At 61.1% G+C, this 25,368-nt stretch carries 16 protein-coding genes; 12 read left to right on the forward strand and 4 right to left on the reverse strand.

Features of this window, described 5'->3' with window-relative positions:
• Positions 1 to 61: 61 nt before the first annotated feature.
• From NG895_RS24265 to NG895_RS24300, 8 genes are all read left to right on the forward strand, one after another.
• Positions 62 to 1,780, forward strand: a complete 1,719-nt coding sequence (locus NG895_RS24265; RefSeq protein WP_252855138.1) for a GspE/PulE family protein — start codon at positions 62 to 64, stop codon at positions 1,778 to 1,780.
• Positions 1,781 to 1,889: 109 nt separating this feature from the next.
• Positions 1,890 to 3,218 carry a type II secretion system F family protein gene (locus NG895_RS24270; RefSeq protein WP_252855139.1) on the forward strand — a complete coding sequence of 443 codons (1,329 nt, stop codon included), beginning with the start codon at positions 1,890 to 1,892 and terminating at the stop codon, positions 3,216 to 3,218.
• Positions 3,219 to 3,287: 69 nt separating this feature from the next.
• A complete protein-coding gene (locus NG895_RS24275; RefSeq protein ID WP_252855140.1) occupies positions 3,288 to 4,304 on the forward strand; it encodes a type II secretion system protein in 1,017 nt (338 codons plus the stop codon).
• Positions 4,301 to 5,461 carry a prepilin-type N-terminal cleavage/methylation domain-containing protein gene (locus NG895_RS24280; RefSeq protein WP_252855141.1) on the forward strand — a complete coding sequence of 387 codons (1,161 nt, stop codon included), beginning with the start codon at positions 4,301 to 4,303 and terminating at the stop codon, positions 5,459 to 5,461. Before NG895_RS24275 ends, NG895_RS24280 begins: the two co-directional genes overlap by 4 nt.
• Before the next feature lie 19 nt (positions 5,462 to 5,480).
• A complete protein-coding gene (locus tag NG895_RS24285) occupies positions 5,481 to 6,857 on the forward strand; it encodes a pilus assembly FimT family protein (RefSeq protein WP_252855142.1) in 1,377 nt (458 codons plus the stop codon).
• Positions 6,858 to 6,928: 71 nt separating this feature from the next.
• Positions 6,929 to 8,182, forward strand: a complete 1,254-nt coding sequence (locus NG895_RS24290; protein ID WP_252855143.1) for a type IV pilus modification PilV family protein — start codon at positions 6,929 to 6,931, stop codon at positions 8,180 to 8,182.
• Between the two features lie 134 nt (positions 8,183 to 8,316).
• Complete coding sequence (locus tag NG895_RS24295; protein ID WP_252855144.1) at positions 8,317 to 16,164, forward strand: hypothetical protein; 7,848 nt, start codon at positions 8,317 to 8,319, stop codon at positions 16,162 to 16,164.
• A gap of 146 nt (positions 16,165 to 16,310) precedes the next feature.
• Positions 16,311 to 16,841 (forward strand): TlpA family protein disulfide reductase, encoded by a 531-nt coding sequence (locus tag NG895_RS24300; RefSeq protein ID WP_252855145.1) that lies wholly within the window; start codon positions 16,311 to 16,313, stop codon positions 16,839 to 16,841.
• A 67-nt stretch (positions 16,842 to 16,908) separates the two neighbouring features.
• On the opposite strand, the gene NG895_RS24305 is transcribed toward NG895_RS24300, so the two are convergent.
• Together NG895_RS24305 and NG895_RS24310 are read right to left on the reverse strand one after the other, a co-directional pair.
• Positions 16,909 to 17,901 (reverse strand): transglutaminase-like domain-containing protein, encoded by a 993-nt coding sequence (locus NG895_RS24305; protein ID WP_252855146.1) that lies wholly within the window; start codon positions 17,899 to 17,901, stop codon positions 16,909 to 16,911.
• Between the two features lie 264 nt (positions 17,902 to 18,165).
• On the reverse strand, positions 18,166 to 18,684 hold the full coding sequence (locus tag NG895_RS24310) for a hypothetical protein (protein WP_252855147.1): 519 nt from the start codon (positions 18,682 to 18,684) through the stop codon (positions 18,166 to 18,168).
• Positions 18,685 to 19,131: 447 nt separating this feature from the next.
• Here NG895_RS24310 and NG895_RS24315 point away from each other — a divergent pair, with 447 nt between their 5' ends.
• The 4 genes from NG895_RS24315 (at position 19,132) to NG895_RS24330 (ending at position 22,829) form a co-directional block, all read left to right on the forward strand.
• A complete protein-coding gene (locus tag NG895_RS24315; RefSeq protein WP_252855148.1) occupies positions 19,132 to 20,103 on the forward strand; it encodes a hypothetical protein in 972 nt (323 codons plus the stop codon).
• Between the two features lie 85 nt (positions 20,104 to 20,188).
• On the forward strand, positions 20,189 to 21,082 hold the full coding sequence (locus NG895_RS24320; RefSeq protein ID WP_252855149.1) for an aminotransferase class IV: 894 nt from the start codon (positions 20,189 to 20,191) through the stop codon (positions 21,080 to 21,082).
• A 38-nt stretch (positions 21,083 to 21,120) separates the two neighbouring features.
• Positions 21,121 to 22,017 (forward strand): ABC transporter ATP-binding protein, encoded by an 897-nt coding sequence (locus tag NG895_RS24325; protein WP_252855150.1) that lies wholly within the window; start codon positions 21,121 to 21,123, stop codon positions 22,015 to 22,017.
• Positions 22,017 to 22,829 (forward strand): ABC transporter permease subunit, encoded by an 813-nt coding sequence (locus NG895_RS24330; RefSeq protein ID WP_252855151.1) that lies wholly within the window; start codon positions 22,017 to 22,019, stop codon positions 22,827 to 22,829. The genes NG895_RS24325 and NG895_RS24330 overlap by 1 nt, the downstream gene beginning before the upstream one ends.
• Before the next feature lie 3 nt (positions 22,830 to 22,832).
• Here the strand turns inward: NG895_RS24330 and NG895_RS24335 are convergent, their stop codons facing one another.
• Positions 22,833 to 24,170 carry an ATP-binding protein gene (locus NG895_RS24335; protein WP_252855152.1) on the reverse strand — a complete coding sequence of 446 codons (1,338 nt, stop codon included), beginning with the start codon at positions 24,168 to 24,170 and terminating at the stop codon, positions 22,833 to 22,835.
• Between the two features lie 222 nt (positions 24,171 to 24,392).
• Entirely contained in the window at positions 24,393 to 25,259 is an 867-nt protein-coding gene (locus NG895_RS24340) for a metallophosphoesterase (RefSeq protein WP_252855153.1), read from the reverse strand.
• Between the last annotated feature and the right edge of the window lie 109 nt (positions 25,260 to 25,368).

Genomic DNA, 25,368 nt, shown 5'->3' on the forward strand with positions numbered 1-25,368 from the left:
ACACCAACGACCTAACTAGAAATCAGACCGAAACCAACGGAATAAACTCCGTTTCACTACCATGGCAATGCGTCGCATAGGACAGATTCTGGTCGACATGGGCTACTTGTCCGATGAGCAGCTCGAGCTGCTCATCGACGAGCAAAAACAGCAGCCCGGTCAGTTATTCGGCCGCGTTGCCATGGACATGGGCCTGGTATCCGAGGAGCAGGTGGCCCAGGCCTTGGGCGAACAGATGGGTTTGAAGGTCGTGACCGTGTCGGACCTGACGATCGACAAGGACGTGCTGGCCATGGTCACCGAGCCAATGGCCCAGATGTATCGCATCGTGCCAACCGAATTCGAAGGCGACACGCTGACCGTGGCGATGTGCGATCCGCAGAACTTGGCGGTGCAGGACGAACTGCGAACGTTCCTGGGATACAACATTCGCGTGGCGGTCACTACGGCCAGCAGCATGAATGCGGCCCTCGAGCGTTACTACGGCGAGAATACCGAGAGCGTCGAGAGTCTGGTGGGCGATCTGGAGAACGACGCCGAACTGGCCAGAGCCGCCGCCGAAGTGTCGAGCGACGGCCCCATCGACCTGACCAGCGTCGAAGCATTGGCCGATAGCGCGCCGGTGCGAAAGCTGCTAAACATGGTGCTGCTGCTGGCGATTAAGGACCATGCCAGCGACTTGCACTTCGAACCGTTCGAGGACGAGTTCCGCATTCGCATCAAGGCCGACGGCGTACTGTACGAAATGGTGCCGCCGCCACGCCACCTGGCGTTCGCCATTACCACCCGTATCAAGGTGATGGCCGAACTCGACATCGCCGAGCGGCGGATGCCGCAGGACGGACGTATCGAACTGACCGTCGGTGGCCACCCGGTCGACCTCCGCGTGAGCGTGCTGCCCACCATGTTCGGCGAGAGCGTGGTGATGCGAGTGCTCGACCGATCGGTGGTGTCGCTCGACCTGAACAAAGTCGGCATGAACGAGGAGACAATGATCGGCTTCCGCAATGCCATTAAGCGACCCAACGGCATTGTGTTGGTGACCGGTCCGACGGGATCGGGCAAGACGACCACACTGTACTCGGCGCTGAACGAGCTGAACTCCGTCGAGGACAAACTGATTACCACCGAGGAGCCGGTGGAGTACGACATGGACGGCATTGTCCAAGTACCGATCGACGCCTCGATTGGCAATACGTTCGCCCAGTGCCTGCGAGCCATCCTGCGGCAAGACCCAGACAAGATCCTGGTGGGCGAGATTCGCGACCTCGAGACGGCTGAAATCGCGGTGCAGGCATCGCTCACCGGTCACTTGGTGTTCAGCACACTTCATACAAATGACGCGCCCAGCACCATTACGCGACTCAAGGACATGGGCGTGCCGACATTCCTGATCACCGCCACAATCGAAGCGATCCTCGCCCAGCGGTTGGTGCGCCGGGTGTGCAAGAACTGCCGCGAGGAATACCACCCCACGCAGGAAGTGCTGGACGACCTGGAGATCACCGCCGAGGAGATGAAGGGGCACAAGTTCTACCGTGGTAGCGGCTGCGAGGTCTGCAACAACACGGGCTACAAAGGCCGCGTCGGGTTGTTCGAGTTGATGATCATGAACAACGACCTGCGCGACATGATTATGGAGAACTGCCAAACGGAAGAGCTTCGTAAGGCGGCCGAAAAGCATGGAATGGTCACCCTTCGCACGGCCGGCATGCAAGCCGCTTTGGAAGGGACAACCACCCCCGAAGAAGTCATCCGCGAGACGATTATGGAAGCGTAAATGGCTACTGGCTTTCGGCTGTCGGCCAATGCAACCCATCACCGGACCAGTTTGAAAGAGCTGATAGCCAATAGCTGACAGCGAATAGCCGTTTCCGAAGGAAACCGAAATGCCTACTTTTCAATTTGAAGCGATGGACGCCACGGGTGCTGAGATCAAAGACGTGATCGAAGCGACCACCGAGGAAGAAGCGCAAGCGACAATACGCCAGATGGGCTACTTCGTGACGAAGATTTCCGTCAAGAAGAGCCGTAAGAAGGAAGAGACTGGCACCGCGGCCAAGAAGAAGCGGGGCTTGGTGATCGGGGGCGTGAAGAGCAAGGACCTCACCACCTTCACGCGTCAGCTCTCCATCTTGCAGGACGCGGGCTTGCCGATTCTGCGCTCGCTCCGAATTCTCGCCACGCAGGCCAAGCCGGGGCGGCTCAAGTACTCGCTCGAGGATACCTGCGACGAGATCGAAGCTGGCGCCACCCTCAGCGAAGCGATGGCCAAGAGCCCCAAGTGCTTCAACCGCCTGTACGTCAACATGATCAAGGCGGGCGAAGCCGGTGGTGCCCTCGAACTGATTCTGCAGCGTCTGGCCGACTTCCAGGAACGGGCCGAATCGCTGAAGCGAAAAGTCAAAGGTGCGATGATCTACCCCGTCTTCGTGGTGGGTATCGCCGTGATCATTTTGACATTGATCATGATCTTCATCGTGCCGCAGTTCCGTCAAATCTTCACCGAGTTCGACCTCGAACTGCCTCCCATGACCGAGGCCCTGGTGTCCCTTTCGGACTGGACCGTGAGCTACTGGTACCTGATTCCGCTGATTCCCACCAGCGTCTGGTTGTTCATCAAGCTGGTGCGGAAGTTCAAGGAAGGACGCATGGGCTGGGATCAGTACATCATCAAGGTGCCGATTTTTGGCCAGTTGTTCGAGAAGAACACCATGGCCCGCACCGCCCGAACGCTCGGTACGCTGGTGGCCAGCGGTGTGCCGATTCTCGAAGCCCTGAACATTACCCGCGACACGTCGGGCAACGCCGTGTTCGAGCGGATGTATAGCCGTATCTCCGAAGCCATTCGCGAGGGCGAATCGATCGCCAAGCCGATGAAGGAGCACAGCATGCCCGGTTTCCACCCGGTGGCGCTGTTCTTCTGGATCACTTCGATCCCCGTCATCGGTGGCTTGCTGTACCTGTTGAAGTACAACCAACGAATCGTCGACGACATCGTGGTCAACATGGTGGACGTCGGTGAGGAGACAGGTGAGCTCGACACGATGCTTTATAAAGTGGCCGACGTGTACGACGAAGAAGTGGCCGTGCTGACCGACAGTCTGACGAAGCTGATGGAGCCAATCCTGATTATCGTCCTGGGCGGTATGGTCGGCTTTATCGTCGTCGCGCTGTTCATCCCGCTCGTGAAGCTGATCGAAGGCCTCAGCGGCTAGTGCCGAGTAACGCGTAACCAATTCCGTATGACCAACCAGCCGAATCACTGCTCATTGAGGAGCGCTCGAATGACTCCCCGTCACAAATCAGAAACTGGAAAACTGAATTCAGGTTTTACCCTGGTGGAACTGCTGGTGGTGATCGGCATCATCGCGGCGCTGGCGTCGCTGTTGTTGGTGGCCGGCGGTGCTGCAATTAATGCCGCTCGCGAAGCGGCGATCAAGACCGAGGCCACGCAGCTCTCGGATGGATTTCAGTCGTACACCAACGACATCTCGGGTGGGGCGTATCCTCCGAATTTTTGCCTGCCCAACGCAACGCCAGAAGCGAAGCTCAGCCTGTTCAAACGCCACTTCAATAAGGCGTTCCCCAAGCAACGCGAGCCGGATGCATTGCTGGCCGTGCTTGCCACTGGAGTGAGCAGCGGTAACTACCAGATGAACGTCGACCCCACCTATGGAATGTCTCCCTACGAAAGCATCGTGTTCTGGCTGGGTGGCTTTAGCGACGACTCTAAGTATCCGATCAGCGGGCCGAAAGGGCCATCGTTTGTTACCAACTCGGCGGGAACCGATCAAACCCAGGAAGATGTTGGGGCTCGTGGCGGGTTTGCCTTTGACGAAGCGCGTTTGGGCCCGCGGAGCGACGACAACTTCTTCAGCGGGCGGTACATCACCTATCCCGACCCGCGCGACGCCAACACCACTCGCCGTATCAACTTGTGGTGGTACACACCGAATAACGTTACGGTGCCATACGCCTACTTCGATGCGTCGACCAAGCCAAAGACGTTGATCAGGCACGATGGGATGGGACCTATCGTGACGCTGAAAACGGGAAGTGGCAACAACTACACGCTGAACAATCTTCGCTTGGCAAACGACGGTAAGTGCCAGATCTTGTCTGCTGGTCTGGACGATGCTTGGGGCGACTTCGCCAACGAACAACTGCTGGTCGATTGGTCGCTGGACCCCACGACCCAGTTCAATGGTCTGGTGTATCCCGATGGTCCCTGGACCGGAGAGATTGCCGACACGATCTCCAACTTCTCGACGGATCGAACGCTCGAGGACTCGCAACCATGATCTTGAATTCGGAATGCACAACCCGGTGTGCGGAATCACGCGGCAGCGTTATCGACGCAGTGCGCGCGGCGAGGTCGCTTTCTGCACCCCGCACTCCGAACTCCGATCTTAGCCTGACGCGACGGGCGGGGCGGCAAGGCGGTTTCACCTTGGTGGAACTGCTGGTGGCCATTGCCATCATCGCCATTCTGGCCGGATTGCTGTTGGGCGTGGCGGCCAGGGCCGCCGAACACGGACGCGAAGCCCGCACCAAGGCGATGATCGCCCGCATCCACACCCTGGTGATGCAGCACTACGATACTTACAAAGACCGCCGGGCGCCGGTGAACGACAACAATCCAGCACTCAGGGCACTCAAAGGACAGGATCGGGCACTGGCTCGCCTGTTCGCGCTCCGCGAGCTGATGCTGGCGGAGATGCCCGATCGTTGGAGCGACGTCCTCTTCAAGGTGCCAGCCGATGTAAGCAGCGTGAGTGACCTGACCAACACTGGTCCCGTGTACCTCAAACCGCCAACCGCCTTGACCTCCTCCACGTACGGTGGCGTCACGCCCCTGAACGAGGCCTACCGGCGGCAGTACTTTTCGATGCTGGATGCCGGCGTACCGAAGAGCGATATCCTGAGCAATCAGGGCGCCGAGTGCTTGTACATGTTCGTGATGACCGCCACGGCCGACGGCGAGGCCCGCTCGTTGTTCAACGAGAGCAGCATCGGCGACACCGATCGCGATGGCGCGTACGAGTTCCTTGATGGTTGGGGACGTCCGATCAGTTGGATTCGCTGGCCGGTGGGGTACGAATCGGACCTGCAGATGAACGCTCGCGAGCTGGGTGGCGATCCAACCGTCCAGGCCTGGGTGAGTGCAGCGGCTACCGATCACGATCCGTTTGACCCGTTCCTTGTCGATCCACCCGCCTTCCGTACGGTACCGCTGATTTTCTCGCCCGGTGCCGATGGGGTCTATCAACTGTACACGGCCCGGGATTCCATCGTTTGGCGTTTGCCTGGTTCTAATCCCCGATTGCTACCCTACGCATTGATCAATTCCGCAGACGGCGATTTCTACTTGGGGTCGCCCATGAACGACAACCTGGACGCCGTTGACGTCAACGGCGGCGCCGACAACATCACCAACCACAACATTACGGCCGAGTAACATGCAAGTGGATATGCGAATGCCGAATAGGGAAAGGACGATGGTTCCCGTGGCGCCGCTGCGCCCGCAGGTTCTGCGTCGTTCGCCATTCGTTGTTCGTCGCTGTCGCTCGGCGATGACACTCATCGAGCTGTTGATCGTCATCGTCATTCTGGCCACGCTCACCGCGGCGGCGCTGCCAATCCTGACGCCTACCACTTCCGGGCGGCGACTGCGGGAGACATCGCGGAGCTTGAACACGTACCTGACCCAGCAGCAATCACAGGCTATCTCCACCCGCCGACCGGTGGGCGTGGCGCTCAAACGCCTGTCCAGCGAGACCGGCCGAGCAGCCGACCGCGGGGTGTGCCTGGAGGTGGTGCCTGTGGAAGTGCCCGTGCCGTACGCAGGGTTCGACGAGAACTCGCGGATGCGTGTGGCGCTGAATCCGAATGTTCCAGGGCAGGTGGTGTTGGACTTCATTACACGTGGTAACACCCACCAGCCGAACAGCGACAATCTACCGCTGGGGTGGGACGCCGATCTGGTGGCGCCCATTCTGTTGCGGCTCGGCGATGTGGTGGAAGTGCTTGGCAATCAGTACCGCATTGTGGACTCCGGGACGATGGCTATCAGTAACAGCTACCTGGAAGGTCATTTGGGGGCCTCGTCGTCTGCCACTCCGGCGCAGATCGGCGCTGTGCCGATCAACAACACGGGGCAGCTGATCGAGCCAGTGTACGATGCAGCGGGACAGCGGTTGTCGACGGCGAGTATCCGGACCGGCAATAGTGCCTCGCCGTTCTGGTCGGAACCGTGCCCCTACAAGATTCACCGCCAGCCGGTAACCACTTCGTCCGACCCGTTCCAGTTGCCCGAGGGTACGGCCATCGACCTCGAGGCATCGGGCATCGTGGGCGAAGTGCCGTTCCACTACGAGGACGGCGACAACACGGCTGAATTAATGGAGAACGTGTCGGATGGCCCCGTGTTCATCATGTTCAGCCCCGAAGGCAATGTCGAACGGGTGCAGTATCGGCGAGTGCAGTACAACCAAGATGGCAATCTGGTTTCCAGCACGTTGCTGGGCATCCCTGCGACCAACATCTCGCTGCTGGTTGGCAGCCGCGAATTGATCCCAGCCGATACCACGCTCGACCTGGTAGGTGGCACCGAGACCGAGCGGGAAACAGAAAAAGCAAAACTCAACTGGCTGAACCTCGAAAGCCGGTGGGTCACCATTGGTTCGCAAAACGGCAACATCGTGACCACCGAAAACGCGTTCGTGAACGTCGCGACGCTGCCCCCGGTCGACTTCGACCAGGATGGAAGCATGAGCCCGCTGGACATTCGTCGCACACAAATCCAAGCCGCCCAAGAGTTCGCCCGCGAGATGCGGCGCACCACCGGCGGATAGTAGTTCCCCACGATGTGTGGAACGGTACAGGACATTTTTCTCAGGGGCAAACTGAGAAACGAGTAAGAACCATGTTACGAAAACAACCCTACAGTTGCTTACGGCCTCGCTCGCTACGCGTCGGTGTGACCCTCACCGAAGTGCTGATTTCCATCGGCATCCTGGCGGTAGGCTTGTTGGGCGCGGCGGCCATGTTTCCCGTGGGTGGCTACTTCATGCAAAAAGGCGAAGTGGCCGACCGCGGGGCAGCCATTGCCCAAGCGGCCTTCGCCGATCTGGTCGCCCGCGGTGCGCTCGACCCCCAGAATTGGAGAGTCTGGCATGGCGGTGCGTATGCAACGATGGATCAATTCATGCAGACCGGAATGGCTGACAATCGCGATCAATTCGGAATCCTGGATCAGATCGGTATGAACAGTGACACAGGGTTCATTTATATCATCGATCCGTTGGGCACTGCAGGAGCTTTACGGGGGGGAGCAGGTGCGCTCCAACTCAGCCGAGCGCCGGCCGTGATTCCAGTCAACTGGGCGGCTTCCACCGGCAATCGTTGGGACCAGTTCAATGGTGCCTGGCCAATCCGCCGGCTCTGCACCGATTCGATGATGTTGGGTAGTTCACTCCCCAGTGAATCGCTGGCTCAGAGTCTCTACTCCAGCAGCGACGACCTGGCCATTCAGACGGACGACGATGAGTCGCTTCCCCGCCGCCAGCGGATGGTGGGGGCCGACACCAATGGCGACCAGACCGTCGACGTGGCCTATCGCCGCGAATCGCGGGGCGACTACTCCTGGATGGCGATGGTCGCGCCTACCCAGAGCGAGGCCCGCCTGGCATTGGCGCTCGACCCGTCGGCCTATTACTTCGACGTGTCGGTCGTTGTGTTTTACAAACGCCCGATCAGCAGCATTGGTACCAGCGAAGTGTTAGTTGAGGGGGCCATTGTTTCCACGGGCACTGGGGGAGGTGAGATCTTACTGGACGCCAGCGACCTGCCCGGTACCGGTAGTGAAACGGCGTACGATGAGTTCCGCCAGGGTCAATGGGTCATGGTTTGCGGCCCTCACCCTTCCAGCACACCCGCCCAACCGCTGTTCTTTTCGCAGTGGTACCGGGTGCTGACCATTGATGACGAGCCAGATGGCTTGAATGTGGGCAACGCAACTTTCGACAACGATAAGACGCAGCGGCGCGTTGGTTTGCGAGGTCCCGATTGGCCGTGGAAGAAGTCCGGCAGCCGCGTCTGCGTTGGATTGTTTCCTGGTGCGGTAGCCGTGCACACCAAAACGATGCGGCTGGAATCGTCGGGCGCGTACGAACTGTAAACAACGATATTGAGAGAGTCAGCGTCTGTGGCCGCTTTAGGGCACGCAGGCTGCCGACTCGGCTGAGTTCAATACCCTCTTCATCGCTTGGTCGCTGGCAAGTCGACCGCGGCGAAAACCTACGGAACTGAGAGATGAGTCAAGCCCAACAACGCCAGTTGAAAGTTCGCCGCGCGAAGAGGCTTCTCCGCACGCGCCGCCGCGACCGTCGCGGTGTGCTGCTGATGGTGGTGCTGAGCATGCTGGCCCTGTTCCTGCTGCTTGGAACGGCCTTCCTGGTGAGTAGCCAGTTCTATGCCAAGAGTGCACGGTCCGCCGCCAAGGAGAATCGCACCGAGAACAACCCGTACGACCTGATGGAACGGGCGATGATGCAGGTGCTGCGCGACACGAACAATCCGTCGAGCGCGATCCGCTTCCACAGCCTGCTGCGCGACATGTACGGCACCGATGGGTTCGTGGCCGAAGTGTACCCTGACAGCACCATCTATCCGTGCGAGTACTCTGGCACCGCCCAGTTCGCTTCGTCTCCTAACGCGACCAAATTCGGCCCCACGAACGGGCAGTTCATCGACCTGTACGTTCGCGACTTGCCCGTCACCAGCATGCTTCCGCTGCCGGAGAACGTGATCAAGCTGGATCGCCATCCCAATGGCACGACCATCGACCACAGTTTGTCCGCCGCCACGGGGTACTACAACGGTTGCCTGCTGACGATGCTCGACGGCGCGGCCGCCGGGCAGACAACGCGGATTCTCGACTACCGCTACATGGGACTCGATGGCGCCGGTGCGCCGGTGTTTCGCCTTCGCGTGATGGCCTTCGGTCGGGCCGATGGTGGTGAGCTCACGCCCGACGATCTGGCCGGCATGCAGCGGGCCCGCTTCATGGTGAACGGCCGGCCCCACAATGGAACCGGCGCCGGTTACAACCGCTTTGCCAAGCGAGGCCAGCCGCGACTGAGCACCGTGGAGGTCCTGCTCGATCAAGGCGGTTCCGGTACGCCGATCGACGCGTTGGAACTGGCCCTGACACCCAACGGTCGGTACATGGACCCGTTCTGGTATGCCGATAGCAATATCGGCGACACGGTCTCGAGCCTGGGCTCGATTCTCAACGGTACTTATCAGCCGTTTGGCTATCGTGCCGCAGGCGACCAGGTGCTGTACACCAGCTTCGATGGCCCCGGTGGCAGCGATGAATCTTACGACGCCGTGGACTACCAGAACATGTTTCTGGCGCACATGCCGCTGTCGCCTTTGTCGCAGGCGGGAGTACTCGTCAACAGCACGACCGGTGGCGGCCCGATGCGTGTGGATCTGGCCGCATTCGACAGCCAGAACAACTCCAATCCTCCCTCCGGCGGCATGCGGCTGGACATGGAAAACACGATCATTCCGTCGTTCCATCGTCCCGCGCTGCTGAACTATTGGAACCATCGTCTGTTGAACGCTTCGTGGATGCAAAGCATCGACGTCGGCCGGCGTGCTGAATTGATTTCGATGCCGTATGGTGTAGACGCTGCGACACGACCATCGGACGCTGCAGAAGCTGCTGCAGCGGATATGATTGTCGGAGTCAAACGCAGGGTGTCGCTTCGTCCGTTGCGCGAAGATCATCCCAACTTCGACGGTACCAATCCGTCAACGTCTTTCGTCGGTACGATACCGGGCACAGACAACTTCTTTGGTTGGGACGTGGTGGGTCCGTGGGACGTCGATAACGACAACGATGGCATCAACGACAGCATCTGGGTCGACCTTGGCGATCCGGTGCAGGAGACCGAAAACGGCACGCTGTTCAAGGCGATGTACGCCTTCCTGGTTGTCGATCTCGACAACCGCCTGAACGTCAACGCCCACGGCTCGCCCGATCACCTCGCGGCGACGAATTGCGATCCGCTCATGAACGTGACCGGCAACCTGGGCAACATGGCGGGAGGGGATCAATCGCGACTGGGCAACACGCCGATCGTGTGGACCTCGAACATCATGCCCGTCGGCATGGGCTGGGGCCCTGGCGATGTTTCGCTGCGGTCGATCCTGTCGCCACTGACGCAGGCGTACACCGGTGGTTATCCATTCGCGAGTATTGGAAATCCAGCCATGGACGATTACGCCCGGCTATTGTTCGGTCGTTTGCCTGCCGATCCGAATTCGGATGCCATCTGGGGACGATTGGGAACCACCGTCGGTTTGGGGGTGAACTCGCGGCCTGGCATGGTGCTCGATTCCACGAACCTCAGCACCGTGGCAGCTACGCGTGAGCCGATGGTGCCCTACGATTTCTTCCAGTACCCCATGGCCGATCGCATGCGATCGGAGCGGTTGGGCGTAACGCTGTTCTCGCAGCCCTCGTCGTTCGCCACTTCGCCCGACCTGCGTGGACGCTACTCCACGGGCCTCGACTATCTGGGGCAGCCGGTCTACGAACCCGCTTGGGATCTCGTGAATCCGGCCAGCATGACCAGCGGACAGGCCCTGGTTCCGCTGCTGGACGATTCCCCGTACGAAATCGACCTGGCAAGTAACGCTCGTCGCGGGCTGCCTGGGGCGGTTACTCCGCAGGACGATGCCCTGTTTGCCACGAGCGAGCTGGAACGGATCTTGCGCGCGTACGATCCGGAAATCGGCACCGCGCCGAGTCGCCTGTACGAAATCGTCGACGCGTTCGACCCGAACAAGTACGCCCTGACGGTGGCCTCGAACTCAGCGAACATCACGCCCGAAGAGTTGGCGCTCGCCCAGCTGGCGACGGCCGAGAACCGTCGTCAGGTGACCACCGACAGCTACGAGGTGCCGGTGCCGGCCGAAGTGGTGCCGAGCTACATCACCGAGCTGGGTCCCGACGGCGCACCTGGTATTGCCGGTGTGGACGACGATGGCAACGGCGCCACGGACGATCCAACGCCGTTTAACGTCAGGACTAATGTTGGTGAGATTGGCTGGTACCAGGTGCAAGATCCGGCTCAGCCGAGCGTGGGCCTGTACTTTACCGCCTGGTCGGACGACTTTGCGTCGTATACCGGCAAGAGTGTTGCCGATGCGCGGTTGGTGGACGTGCTGTGGTATCGCATTCAGCGCGACCGCGAGCGTCGTGGACTGCCGATCTACAACTGGAACAATGTGCAGGCAGTCTCCATTCTCGACAACATCGCCAAACAACTGTTGCCACCCGAAGTACTGGCGGGCTACAAGATGGACGTCAATCGTCCGTTTGGCGACGGCGTCGACAACAACGGCAACGGCATCGTCGACGAGCCGCTCGAAGCTGGCGAACCCTTCAACGACTCGAATCAAAATGGTGTGTGGGACAATGGCGAGCAGTTCGTCGACCTCGATGGCAATGGTCTCTATAGTCCGCCGGTCGACAACCTGTGGGCCGCACAGCTGGGTGTCGGCGTTCGCCTCGACAGCACCATGAGCCAGGACGTGGCACAGGCTCCCTTTACCGATGTCAATGGCAACGGTCGCCGGGATCTCGTGGCCGCTGAACTGCAAGTCGATGTCGATGGCGATGGCAGCCCAGACGTGAATGTGCCCCCCACCGTGCGCAACGACGCGCACCTCGCGCGGCAGCTATACGCCCGCCATCTTTACATGCTGATGCTGATTTTGATGGACGAGGACTACGTGATGCCGTACGACCCGTCCGATCCTTCGGTCCGCGCCTATCTGCGGGTAAAGGCCATCCAGCTCAAGTCTTCGTCCATCAACGGCATGACGGATGCCCAGGCGAAGCTTGAAGCCCAGCGCCGCTACACCTATCGCCAGATCGCCCAATGGGCGGTGAACTGCGTCGACTTTCGCGACTCGGACGCCATCAATACCCCGTTCGAGTTCGACGAGAATCCCTGGGACGGCTGGGGCACCATCAACGACAACGGCACGCCAGACGATCCGACGGATGATACTTACTTCCCGCTCGACGGCGATGCGACCACCAACGAGAACTTCCAGCAGGTCATCGATTGGGAAAACATGTCCAACGACGGCATCAAGATCGTCACCAACCCGATCCCCACCTACGGCCCTGGCAGCAATCAACAACGCGACGAACTGGCCACCCACAACATCGTGTGGGGCGCGGAACGACCGGAGCTGTTGATCAGCGAAACGGCCGCCTTCCACGACCTGCGTTTGGAAGACCTGGCGACCAGCGAGTCCAAGGGCGACAACACGACCACCGACAACGACCAGAATCGGCCCCAAGATGACGATCTGGATCAACGTCTGGAACCACGCGGCTCGCTGTACGTCGAACTCTACAATCCTAACTCTCCCGATTCTCCCAAGCCAGTAGAGCTCTATCGACACGGGGATTACCGTAGACATCCTGTCGATCGCAATGGTGATGGTGACATCAATGATTTAGACGAGTACCACTGGGTCGACCTGAATGAAAACAATAGATTCGATCCGGGTGAGCAGATCGAAGGCGTTCTGCTGAACCGTCTTTCGGACGTGGGGCGTCTGGAGCGGGCCAATGGCAAGCTGCAACGCTCGCCGGTCTGGCGGTTGATCGTCGTGGAGGAGCACCCCGGCTATCACGACTTCACGGGCCAGGATAAGGCCTACGTCACCCGGGACGACAATAAGTCGAGTGTTGGCAACCTGCAAACCGGTTCGCCGAACCGCCCCGAATCGGTGGCCGACTACTGGCAAGCCATGCGAGCCGCCGGCACCGAGCGCGACCAGATTCCATACCTCGCGCCGATGAATATGGACTGGGAAGAGATGTTCTTCATCCCGCCATTGCTCAAGGGAGGTTTCACGCCAGGGCAGGCCACGGTTCGCTGGCCGATGTCGTGCTGGCAGCAGGAACGCACCAGCGAAGAGAATGTGAACGCCAACAACCCCGAAAATCAACAGGCCAGTTTCGACCGCCAGTTGTTTGCGAAGCCCTACCCGTACATTGAAAGAGAGTTCTACTTCACCTCGAACAACACTCCTTACTTTGGCCAGAACCGCAAGCCGGGTGGTGGCAACCCGACCAAGATGGTGGGTACCGCCCGTACGTACCACGACATCGACAAGGGACAATTGAAGGACTTCTACCTGGATATGGGTGTCCGCATCCCGTTCAATTCGATAGAGCTCGGTAACCAGTTGGTATCGCTACCGTTCCGCTTTGTGTCGACGGAACTGAAGACGGGGCGGCCCGACATGCCGATTGCCCCCGTGATGCCGGGCCGCTACGCGGTGATCGGCTCGGCTGGCACCGCTTACACTGGTTTGCGACAAGTCGATCCCGACAACGGCGACGATCGCTGGCGGTTTGTTACCACGTTGGGTCGCAACGTGATGGGGGGCGCCGGTACTCCCAAGGCGCGTACCGAAGACCTGCAGCACAAAAACGCCCTGCCTGGGACTCGACGCTTCGAGATGCACCCCTCGTCGAACCCCTACCTGCAGCAGTGGGTGGTTGGCGCCAATGGTGGTGTCTTCCCCAACGGTACCGCAATCACCCGGCGATCGAACGAGTTGATGTACGTTGCCGCCAACAACGATCCCACCAATCCGGCTCCTCCCGAGAACATGACCGGCGAACCGAGTGGTAAGCTGCTGGCCAGTACTTCCAACATCGCGGCCCCCGCCGTGGTGGTGCCGGTGGACGACATGAACATCAGCGAACCGGCTTACGGTTATGGGGTAAGGACGCGAGAGCTGTTCGAGTTGGAGGTAAACTCGGGCGATGAAGGCCAGCAGTGGAGTCCCCAAGCGGCCGAAGGCGAAGGCGCCTTCGTCAACGCAGCCGGGGAGGAAGCCCACTTCGACACTCCCTTCGACGTCGACCCCGAATTTACCGCGGCTGTCGACTCGCCCAAGACCTACAAGAAGTACCGCGTGGTCCACCTGCAGCGGCTGGCCGATCCCACGATGCCGTGGAATCCTCCGCCAGGCTACAACGAAATCGATCAACAACGAGCTGAGTATGGCCGCCATGATGCTTCGCTGCCAGTGAATCCCTACCTGACGGTCGATTCGGCCTCGGTCGATCTGACCATCTTCAACGGTACTTGCAGCGTGAATATTCAGACCTCGGCGAACCGGATGTTCGGTTCGAGTGAGCGGATGCACGAATCGCAACGCTCGGCACAGGAGGCCGGTGGCAGCTTCGCCGTCCAGCAACGGGCCATCTTCGATCAGGACTTTTTCATGGCCCCTGAACAGTTGCTGCCGAATGAATCGACCACGGCCCTCTCGACGCAGCGTCGTAACATGCCGGAGAGTGTCGAGAAGGAGCATCGCATTCGCGAGAACCACAACGATTACTTCTTCAAGCACTCGCTCGGCCTGCCGAACGAGGCGATGGGAGAATTCTATATCCGGCCAGAGGCCAATCTGGCAGCCGCTGTTACCGATCCGACCGATTTGGCGGGCAACGATGGCAATCAACAAACCATGGGCACCGCCTTGGGCGCCCCGCGTCCCGACACCACCACGGGTGTGGCTTCGACCTATCCCTGGCTGAATTGGACCAACCGGCCGTTCGTGAGCGAAAGCGAATTGCTGCAGGTGCCGGCCTGGGGGACGATGGAACTGCTGCGAAAGTTCTCGGTAATGAATCCCATCGCGCAAAGCGATCCCTACACCAATGAGGGCGCGCGAAATGCGTCGAACACCCGGGTCCGCGCGGCCGATATTGAAGCCGACTTTGCCGACGACGGCATGCAGAGTCTCACGGTGGATGCCGAGAAGACGAACGCCGCGCGGTACAAATCGCACGTGGCCGGCTTTGGCGCATTGCTGAACATGATGCAAACGTCGAGGTATCCCGCACGAATCCTGCAGGATACCAACGGGAATCCCGTTCCCGTCGGCGCGCCGAACTTCCACCGCATCCTGGACTACGTCCACACGCCGAGCCGCTTCGTAGCGACCGACACGCTGCTGACTCCCACCACGTTCAACCTGGCCAACGTCAACAGCGAAGACGATCCGCGCGTGGGCTACCTGGCCCCGTTCAACCGGGTGCCCAACTATCGTGAGCCGGGCAAGGTGAACCTGAACACGGTTGTCAGCCAGCGATTGGCCGCCAGCACTTCCTCGAGCGGTCCCGCTCGCTTCGTGGATGGCACGACGAACCTGTCCGTGTGGTCCAGCGTGTTCGATGGTTTGATGCATCGCGTGCAGGATCTCGATCCTGTGCAATACACCAACGGCAACGCCCCGTCGTATGGTCACTTTGGACCCGCCTGGCGCGACGTGGTGCTGAGCCGCCGCGGCTACGCCGACTCGGTTTACCCCAATGGCATCTCTCCGGGCGGTGTCGACCGCGTGGATCTGGTGCTGCACAGCAACAGCCCCACCTTCTTTGGCAATCCATTCCGCAGTGGTGAAGCAGGCGACCTGGTACCGCTGTCGGCAATGATTCAAGGCGGTTCCGAGGCCTCGATGTACCGCTCGCACCCCTACCAGCCGGGAGCCGGTCTAGCGTGGGGCGGTGGAGACAGTAACGGCAACGGTCTGGTGGGGGATGCTCGCGAAGCGGGCAACAACGATGGCAACCCCTTTGTCAAAGTGACCGCTGGAGGAAGAACTTCGGATCAGGCCTCCGTGCCGCTGTTCAGCGAGTTGTGCTCGACGACGGCCATCGATGCCACCCGCAATAGCGCGATGCATTACGGTCCGCTCACGCGAATCGATAACATGACCACCAACCGCAGTGGCGTGTTCGCCATCTGGGTAACGGTAGGGTACTTCGAAGTCACAGCCGCACCCAACTGGGAAGACGATGAGAATTCGGTGCGGACCAAGTTCATGAACCAGGCCGGGCGAGACGCAGATCGTGCTCGCGCCCTGTACAACAAGGTCTACCCACAGGGTTACCAGTTGGGCAAGGAACTGGGCAGCGAGATCGGCAACGTCGATCGGCATCGGGCGTTCTACATCGTCGACCGCACCCGTCCGGTGGCCTTCAAGCCGGGCGACGACGTCAATGTCGAGGACGCCATCCTGTTGAGGCGGAGAATCGAATAGCGAGCTTCCCAGGTGCGTGGCGCGAGGTCCGAGTAGCGAGCACGCTGCGGCGCTGCTAGGCTGAATGGCATCGTGGCTGGTTTTCGCCGTGTGTACGTTGCGGAAACCACCAACTCCGACCGAACGCCTAACCACTCGCTAACTCCATGTCCAAACCACCTGTCACATCCGGCACCTTGTTTGTTGTCGCGTTGGTCGCCATAGCGGCCCTGGCGCTCGTCGTCCAGTGGCGAGGGCGGCCGCAAGAACCATTGCCGGCGCCGTTGCCGACGGTGCTGGTGGGAGGGTGGCTGAATACCGACCAACCGCCCACGACCAAAGATCTCAATGGCAAGTGGGTCGTAGTAGACTGCTGGGCCACGTGGTGTGGGCCCTGCATTGCCTCGATGCCGGAGCTGGCTGAGTTCCGCCGACAATGGCCCGAGGACGAAGTGGCGATGATCGGCCTGGCCGACGACGACGCCACGGCCATGGAGGATTTGGAAGGAGTCATCGAATCGGTGCCCGGTTTCACCTGGCCCGTGGCCTACGGTGGCAGTCACGCCTTGACGCAGATGGCCGTCCGGGCCTTTCCGACGCTGATTCTGTACGGCCCCGATGGCAAAGAAGTCACCCGTGTGGCCGGGATGGGGGCCATCGAGGAAATCGAAGCACTGATCGTGGCCGGCAGCCAGTAGCGAGCGGCGGGCCAGGGGTAGAGTCAACGCGACGCCCGCTCCCAAGCCGCGCCACCTACTCACCTACTCATTCCACTACTTCCCGAATGTACTTCACCTTCGGCTTGCCACTTTTGCCTACAGGCAGGGCCATCAGGTAGTCGGAGGCGTAGAACAGTCGCTCGCCACGGCGTTCGGGCACGCGGAAGTTGTCGCCCTTCTGCAGGATGGTGCGGGCGATGGGCATGCCACCGAACGAGCGGGTGCCGGCCGACTCGATGGGGAACCATTGCCCCTCGCCCTCGGCGTCCTCCATGTAAAACTCGGCATAACAGTGCTGGTCGACCCACACCACGCGAGCCGGCACCTTGTTGGCCCGGCAGAGCGCTATAAACAACGCGCTGCGGCCGAAGCAGTCGGCCTTGCCATCGCGCAAGGTGTTCAGGGCGCTTTTATCGGTGCCCTCGGAGTACTGGATGTGGTCGAGCATGTAGTCGTACAGGAACTCGATCTTCTGCCAGTCGGTGGGGTCGCCGTCTTCGCTGGCTTCGGTCTCGGCGTCGCGCCACAAATCGCGGGCGAGCGAGACGATACTGCCGTTGCGACTTTCGATCATCGGGCTCTCGGACAGGTACTTTCGCACCTGGCGTTCGGGTCGGCTGGGAACCACCAGGTCGACGGTGTCCTCTTCTTCGGGAGGATTAATCACGTCGGTGGTCACTTCGAAGGTGGCCACCGCGCGGGCGGTTTGGCCCGAAGTGAGCATGGGCACCGTGATGAGCATCTGCGTGGCCCCGCCATCCAGATCGCGATAGCGTACCTTGTCGACGTGGCGGCTGAACTCCTCGTCGATCCGGCGGACCTTCTGTTCGTCGCACGCAAAGGGGATAGCGACCATCGCGCGGATGTCGCGGCACGAGCCACGCGCGGCGGTGATCTCGGCCCCGACGCGAAACGTGAACACCTCTTGCTTGGCGACGCGGGATGGATCGGTCTTGCCGGCAGACTCGTCCAGCAATTGCGCCATCGCGGCGGTGGTCATCGAGCAGGCGAACAGCAAGGTGGCGGCGCGAACAAACATGGGTCTCCCAGGTGGTGCGAGGCGCGAGGTAGAGCGGGGGCGGACGGGTGCCGATGGAGGCAGCCGGCCCGTTTTCCATTGTACCTTGCAGCCTGTCGCGGGGCGCGTAAAAGCAGCCACCCCGCTCGACTTCAGACGTTCAGGATTGCGTCTGAAGGGCGGGGTGGCCTGATCGGCGGAATGTCGTACGGGGGGACGAAGCATTCCGCGTGAGCCACCTGGAGTGGGAGAGAGGTGGTGGCCCGGACTGTGCGAGGGAGGTTGTTATTCTGCAGGGCCAGGGTCAGGTCCAGCGTCGGTGGGGGCTCGAGAGCCTTGCCATTCGCCACCAGCGTCCTGGACACCACCGAAGTACTCGCCCGGACCCACCTGGATGCCAAACGGGGCGTTGCAACCGCAATCGTTGTCGCAGACGTTACAACCCGAATCGCAGCACGTACTGCCGTAGCCGGTGCAGCATTCGTTGGCAGGGGGACAGCAGGGGTCGCACACCGTGGGGCAGGGGCAAGGGCAGCAAGGCACGCACTGCGGGGCAACCATCTGAGGACGGATTACCCGCGGTTGGACATATTGCGGCGCTTGCACCACGGGCGGCGCCGTCACCACCTGTGGAGGCATCACAATGGGCGCCGGTGCCGGGGCCCGAACGGAACCCATCACGGGCGCACGCGATCCGCAAAAGGCTCCCGGACAAATGGCTCCCCGGATGCGACGGCAACAGCCGCAGCCAGTAAAGCTGGTGACAATCAGTCCGACGGCCAGCAACAGGGCGATACGTTTCATAGTATTGGTAGCTCCTTGCCTCGACCAAGGGTTCCGTGTGGTGCAGGGGAACTTGCCGGTGGTCGGCTTGGTAAGGCGAGAGGTGGGAGTCCGCCAAGGCGAACTATAGGGAGGGGCTTAGGGCGGGCGGCGACTCCCGCAGCGGCCGTGGTGAGTTCCATGGCGGGCGAGATGTCGCGTCAGGGAAACGTACCTCATGGCTTGTGAGGTGCAAATGCAACCGGTGATTTTTTTCAACACGCGGCGCCCGGTGTTGCCTTGCTTGGCCCCCAAGATTGGGCTAACCGTTACAAGTCCTACCAACGGTTCCAAAATGGCGCTGCTAGCACATTGCGCACAGGCGGAAGTTCCTATTCCATCAGACCTTGCGGCACTTGGGGTGGCGAGCAGCGTGCGGTAAATCCGATGGATAATCCGTCTGCCCCTGCCACACCTGCCCCGCCCACCATGCGTGTTCTCCCCGCCCATCGCCTGGCCGCACTGGCCACTGCCACGTGCTTGTCGTTGGTGTTCTGCGCGCCAGTGGTTGCTGGATGCTATGGCGTCCGCCCCACCGACGAAGTCATCGAGGTCAACGTCCGCCCCGCCTGCTGCAGCACCGACGCGGCGACGCTTGCCGCGAAGATGATCGTTCGCGAGTACGTGGTAAGCGACGAAGAAGGCAATCGCCAGTGGGTCGACTCGGACCTGTCTCGCCTCACCACGGCGCCGGGCGAGGACATGGTTACCGTGTTCCATGTGCACGGTAACAAGGTCGACCCAGGCATGGCCCGCGATCGGGCGCTGCGAGTGTATCGCCAGCTGATTCATCGCGCGACGGACGATCGCCCCATGCGGTTCGTGATCTTCTCCTGGCCGGCAACGGAGATTGACGGACTGCTGTACGACTTCCGCGTGAAGGCAGCCCGAACTCAGCCTGTCGGTTGGCAGTTGGCCTGGATTCTGAATCAGATGCCGCCCGAAGTTCCCATCAGCCTGATCGGCTACAGCTACGGCGCTCGCATCGTGGGCGGGGCCCTGCATGTGCGGGCAGGCGGCGATCTGAGTGGGAGGTCGCTGCCCGATGCCGCGCCTGACAAGCATCGTCCGCTGCGGGTGTTGTTTATCGCTGCGGCCACGCACTCCTGCTGGTTTGGGCCGCACGGCTATCACCGCCTGGCGATGAGCCAGATCGAGCACCTGGTGATGCTGAACAACCACCTCGATCCGGCCATGCGGTTCTACGCTCTGGTGCCGAAAAACTGCAATCCTCAGGCGATGGGACTCCGTGGCCCCACATCGCTAGCACGCGGGGATCGCAAGAAAATCGAGTGCTACGACTGTGCCAACTGCGTGGGGCGCTCGCACGACCTCTTCAAGTACACGGCCACAGGGCGTACGATGAGCAGGGCGTGGCAACACTTGATGTACGCGGATTGATCGCTGCGACCGGCGAGCGGCCCACGACGTTGCCTTGCTGTAATGCTGTAGCCCCTGCACGCCTCGTAGCCGGATTGCCGCCTCGATGTCTCAGCGCACTGCGTACTTCTGTGGAAAGTGGATCGACGAAGGGGAGATGAAAATCCCCATTGGCGATCTGGGGTTCAGCATGGGGGTCACCGTTACCGAGCGACTGCGAACCTTCGGCGGCCGCTTGTTTCGCAAGTCCGAACATCTCTCGCGGATGCGACACTCGCTCGAGATCGTGGGAATGGATGCCGATGGGATCGTCGACGAAATCGACCACGCTCTCGATGAGTACATGGAGCGCCATCAGGAGATGTTCGCGCCCGGCGACGACTGGGCTGTGATCACGTTCGCCACGCCTGGCAGCGGCAATGGCCCCACCGTGGCGGTGCACGGAGCGCCATTGGCGTTTGCGGAATGGGCGGCCCAATTTCGTACGGGTGTCGTCACCTACGTCAGCCGGCATCGGCAGGTACCGCCCGACTGCTGGCCGCCGCAACTGAAGTGCCGCAGCCGGATGCATTACTACCTGGCGGACGCCGAAGCCCGCGGGCAGAACCCAGCCGCCCGCGCCGTGTTGCTCGATCAGGAAGGCTTCGTGGGCGAAGGCTCGACCGCCAACCTGGTGGTGTACGATCGGGCGACGGGACTGGCGACCCCCAAAAGTTCGAAGGTGCTGCCGGGGGTAAGTGTGGCCGTGATTGCCGAGTTGTCCCAAGAATTGGGGGCCCCGCTCGAACAGCGAGATATCACGCTCGACGAGTTGCGCGCCGCCGACGAGGTTTGGCTCACCAGCACCTCGATCTGCATGCTGCCCGTGGTGTCGCTCGACGAGCAACCCGTGGGTGAGGGGAAGCCTGGGCCTATGTACGACAAGTTTCTGGCCGCGTGGAATTCGCACGTGGGGATCGACATCGCCCGGCAAGCCGAACAATTCGCCACCCGAGCTTAACGACACCTGCCGCACGACCAAGCCGAACGATTTGCCCTATGGCGATGCTCCGCACCACCAATTTGACTCGCCGCTACGGCGCACGCCTGGGCGTGGACCGTGTGAACTTGGCGGTGGATGCCGGCGAGGTGTTTGGGTTTCTGGGGCCCAACGGGGCAGGGAAGACCACGACCATTCGCCTGTTGATGGGGTTCTTGAGACCTCACGCTGGTCAGGCGGAAATTGGCGGACTCGATTGCTGGAGGCACAGCGCCCGCCTCAAGCGGGACGTCGGCTACCTGCCCGGCGACTTGCGACTGTATCCATGGCTGACGCTGACAACGGCCACGTCGATTGTCTCGCAAACTCGGGGCATGAACATTTCGGCTCGCGCCAGTGAATTGGCCGAGCGGTTCGAACTGGAGCCGACGTTGCCGGTTCGCAAGATGTCGCGTGGTACCCGGCAGAAGTTGGGGCTGGTGCTGGCCATGGCGCACCGGCCGCGGCTGCTGATCCTGGACGAACCGACTTCGGGGCTCGACCCGTTGATGCAATCGCGGCTGGCCGATCTGGTCCGCGAAGCGGCCGCAGCAGGGGCGGCCGTGTTCTTTTCGAGTCATACGCTTAGCGAAGTCGAAAGTTTGTGCGACCGCGTGGCGATTGTTCGCCGTGGCAAGGTGATTGTCGATGAGTCGCTCGACGCGCTTCGCCACCGGGCGCCACGAGTGGTAGAGTTGCAGTACGGCGACGAGCACGCGGCGAGCGCCGCTGTGCTGCCCGACTTCTTGCAGGTGGTCGAACGCCGGGGCGCGGTTTGCCGCTGCGAGTTGGAGGGAACCACTCCTCCCTTGGTTACCTGGGCCTATCAGCAGCCGCTGGTCGACATTCGCATCGGGCGTCCCGATCTCGAGTCGGTGTTCCATCGACTGTACCACGTGGGGGAAGAGGGCACCTGATGCGTGGATTGCTGCAAAAGACGCTCCGCGAACTGTGGGTCAGTACGCTGCTGATCGGCCTGGGCCTGGCCGGGGCCAACATGCTGCTTACCTTTCTCATTCCCAAGGTGCAGATGCAGCTTGGCGACGTGTTCGAGCGTTTGCCCTTTGCCCAAACGATGATGAGCGCGCTACTCGGCACCGAGGTGGGAAAGGAACTGACGGCCCGCGCCATGGCGTCGGTGCTGTGGGTTCATCCAATCGTGCTGGCGCTGGTGTGGACGCAGGCCATCAACCTGTCCACGCGTGTGCCGGCCGGCGAGGTCGACCGGGGGACGATCGATTTCCTGCTGGGGCTGCCGGTCTCGCGACGACTCGTCTATGCCTGCGAAGTCGTGATGCTGCTGGCCACCGGAGTATTGGTCATTGCCATGGGATTTGCCGGGCACCGCGCGATGGCGCCAGTCATGCCAGCGGACATGCGGCCCGACCTGCAATCGTCGCTCATCATCATGGCGAACTTCTACTGCCTGTACCTGGCAGTGGGGGGAGTCGGTTTTCTGGTTTCGGCGTTGTGCAGCCATCGCGGCCGTGCGGTGGCCATCGTGTTGGCCCTGGTGCTGGGGTCGTTTCTGCTCAACTTCGCCGCACAGCTTTGGCCGCCCGCGCAACGCGTGGCGTTTCTCGGCGTCCTGGAATACTACCGTCCCGCCTTGGTGCTACAATCGGGCGAAGTGCCGTGGAGCGACATGTTGGTGCTGCTGGCCATCGCGGCCTTCGCGCTGATCGCTGGCGGCGAAGTAATGGCCCGCCGTAGCTTGTGCACGACTTGAAGGCTACAGCGTGGCGAAGTAGTTCTCCACCGCCACGTCGATGCAGTCGGTGTCGATCTCCAGCGGCAGCTCATGCACTTCGCAGTAGTTCTTGATCTGGCGCAGCAGATCCCGCGGCTGGCAGAATCGCAGCGGACGTTGCGGCCGTTGGTAGTGCTGTTCGATCAGGTAATCGATGGCCCCGGCGGGGCAGAGGAATCCGCCTTTCTGCGCGAGCACGGCAATCAGCGAGCGGAACTCTTCTTCGGTGGGATCGTCCACTTCGATCTTGTAGGGAATCCGCCGCAGGAACGCTTCGTCCACCAGTTCGCGTGGTTCGAGGTTCGTGGAGAGTGCAAACAGCATGTCGAACGGAATCTGAAGCTGGCGGCCACTGGCCAGGTTCAGAAAGTCGAACTGCTTTTCCAGCGGGACGATCAAGCGATTGAGTATGTCGGTGCTGCTGACACGTTGGCGGCCAAAGTCGTCGATCACCAGCGCGCCGCCATTGGCCTTCATCTGCACGGGGGCCTCGCTGATGCCCGAGGCCGCGTTGTAGCTGGCGTCGAGCTGCTCGAGGGTTAGTTCGCCACCCACTACAACCGTGGGGCGGCGGATCAGCACCCACCGGCGGTCGTACGCAACGCCCTCCAGGTGCGAAAGGTCCACGGGGTGATGGCAGTTGGGGTCGAACAAGCGAATCAGGTCGCCCCCCTCGTACACCATCCGCGGAATCCACAGATATTCGCCAAAGGCGTCGCAGATTCGCTCGGCAATGGTGGTCTTGCCATTGCCTGGATTGCCGAACAGAAACATGCCGCGGCCGTCGTTGATCGCCTGGGCGATGCGGCTGAGGATCTTGGGCGACAGTCGCAGGTCGGCAAACGCGGCCGTGAGTTGGTCGAGGCTCAGCTTTGTGTTCTGAATCGACTGGTGCCGAATCGCGGCTTCATACGAAGCCAACGGCACCGGCGCCGTGCCCACATAGGTGGAGCGTGCCAGGTGTTGATTGGCGCGGGCGAAGCCGGCTTCGCTCAGCTGGTACAGGTAGTCGCCCATCCCGGCTGCATTCTTGATGCCTACCAGCAACTCGTCGCGCAGCCGCTCGAGCGCTTGGTCCACCAACAATCGCGTGAGTCCCAGGTTGGTAGCCGTTTGAGTGCCGGTGGAGTTGCCGTGGTGCAGCAGGTGCTTGAGCACCAGGGCCTCGAGCTGCGATTCGCCCAATCCCGCCTCGGCCAGCGTGCGTGGTTCGCGCGGCGCAGGTGGTAGCTTCGGCACCGGCGTGGCCGTGGAAGCCGCCACGGTGGCAGCCATTTCGGGATCGGCCGCTGTCGACAGCGACGATGGCAAGGCACTCATAAGTTCTCTTCCGCCAGACTCGATTCGTTGCAGTGGAGGCGCGCAGTTCTCCCCCCACTGAAATACATGTCTTGCGGCACCCCTGGTGTCCAACCGCGGCGTCGAGCCAGTTGCGAAAAGAAGGCGATCCACCAGTTGCCGCTGCGGATCAGCTCACGGTACGACGGTTGTTACCGTAAATCGTAAGACTCGGATGGAAGCGGTTGTAGCGGCCCGCCTCGACTAGACCGCAGCCGTCAGGTCGAACTGCGTGATTTCGGGCGAGCACATGAATCGCACGCGATGGGTGTAGCCCAGCCCGCGATTAACGTACAGCCGCCGCACGGAGTCGACTTCCACCTCGCCCGCTTCGTAGCGTCGATTCTGGATGGGTAGGATGGGGGCCCCAAAGTAGGGCAGTCGACACTGTCCTCCGTGGGTGTGGCCCGCCAGAACCCAACCCTCAAATCCATCCCAACCCGGCATGTCGAGCGTATCGGGATTGTGTGTCAGGGCGATGCCGGGGCGAGACACATCGAACTGAGCGAATGCCTTCTGTGGGTGGAATCGCCGCGCCATCCACTCGTCGCAACCCACGATCTGCAGGCCCTGGTAGTCGATTTGCTCATTTCGCAAGCCATGAATGCCAACCTTGCGAAGCTCGTCGAACAGCATCGTGACAACCTGATCTTGCGCCACGTGAAGGCCATAGTCGTGGTTGCCCGGCGTGACGAAAATGGCGCAGTTATCTGGATTCAAGCGTTTGAGCAAACGTACGGCCGGTTCGATGCACTCGGTGTGGTGGGCCGTCATCAAGTCGCCGGTAACCATCACCAGGTCAGGCTGCAGTTCGGCCGTTTGATCGATGGCCCGCTGCAGATAGTCGTATTCCACCACGTGGCCGACGTGCAAATCGGTGATATGCACCAGCCGCTTCCCCACCAGCGAATCGGGCAGGTTAGCCAGCGGCATCTGCCGCTGCACCACATCCACCCAGTGCGGTTCCACCCTCCAGGTGTAAAAACCGGCAACTCCGGCTGCCCCCAGGCTACAGAGACTGGCCGATCGGATAAACTGTCTGCGGTTGACTTTCATACCAAGGAGCGGCATTTTGGAGATAGCGGCAGCGTGGTTGGCAGCGAAGTGAGCGCGATTATGGGCCGAATGGAGTGCAGGGGCAAAAACTTAGTGCTTTGAAACGGAGTGACGTCTGGATGCG

Source organism: Aeoliella straminimaris (assembly GCF_024054565.1).
GTDB lineage: Bacteria > Planctomycetota > Planctomycetia > Pirellulales > Lacipirellulaceae > Aeoliella > Aeoliella straminimaris.

What these genes read in the sequence shown, in the direction of transcription:
- NG895_RS24330 (WP_252855151.1), top strand. Translation starts at nt 22,017, where the DNA reads ATGCGTGGATTGCTGCAAAAGACGCTCCGCGAACTGTGGGTCAGTACG.
- NG895_RS24305 (WP_252855146.1), bottom strand. Translation starts at nt 17,901, where the DNA reads ATGTTTGTTCGCGCCGCCACCTTGCTGTTCGCCTGCTCGATGACCACC.
- NG895_RS24300 (WP_252855145.1), top strand. Translation starts at nt 16,311, where the DNA reads ATGTCCAAACCACCTGTCACATCCGGCACCTTGTTTGTTGTCGCGTTG.
- NG895_RS24335 (WP_252855152.1), bottom strand. Translation starts at nt 24,170, where the DNA reads ATGAGTGCCTTGCCATCGTCGCTGTCGACAGCGGCCGATCCCGAAATG.
- NG895_RS24340 (WP_252855153.1), bottom strand. Translation starts at nt 25,259, where the DNA reads ATGCCGCTCCTTGGTATGAAAGTCAACCGCAGACAGTTTATCCGATCG.
- NG895_RS24280 (WP_252855141.1), top strand. Translation starts at nt 4,301, where the DNA reads ATGATCTTGAATTCGGAATGCACAACCCGGTGTGCGGAATCACGCGGC.
- NG895_RS24295 (WP_252855144.1), top strand. Translation starts at nt 8,317, where the DNA reads ATGAGTCAAGCCCAACAACGCCAGTTGAAAGTTCGCCGCGCGAAGAGG.
- NG895_RS24310 (WP_252855147.1), bottom strand. Translation starts at nt 18,684, where the DNA reads ATGAAACGTATCGCCCTGTTGCTGGCCGTCGGACTGATTGTCACCAGC.
- NG895_RS24290 (WP_252855143.1), top strand. Translation starts at nt 6,929, where the DNA reads ATGTTACGAAAACAACCCTACAGTTGCTTACGGCCTCGCTCGCTACGC.
- NG895_RS24265 (WP_252855138.1), top strand. Translation starts at nt 62, where the DNA reads ATGGCAATGCGTCGCATAGGACAGATTCTGGTCGACATGGGCTACTTG.
- NG895_RS24275 (WP_252855140.1), top strand. Translation starts at nt 3,288, where the DNA reads ATGACTCCCCGTCACAAATCAGAAACTGGAAAACTGAATTCAGGTTTT.
- NG895_RS24270 (WP_252855139.1), top strand. Translation starts at nt 1,890, where the DNA reads ATGCCTACTTTTCAATTTGAAGCGATGGACGCCACGGGTGCTGAGATC.
- NG895_RS24285 (WP_252855142.1), top strand. Translation starts at nt 5,481, where the DNA reads ATGCCGAATAGGGAAAGGACGATGGTTCCCGTGGCGCCGCTGCGCCCG.
- NG895_RS24320 (WP_252855149.1), top strand. Translation starts at nt 20,189, where the DNA reads ATGTCTCAGCGCACTGCGTACTTCTGTGGAAAGTGGATCGACGAAGGG.
- NG895_RS24315 (WP_252855148.1), top strand. Translation starts at nt 19,132, where the DNA reads ATGCGTGTTCTCCCCGCCCATCGCCTGGCCGCACTGGCCACTGCCACG.
- NG895_RS24325 (WP_252855150.1), top strand. Translation starts at nt 21,121, where the DNA reads ATGGCGATGCTCCGCACCACCAATTTGACTCGCCGCTACGGCGCACGC.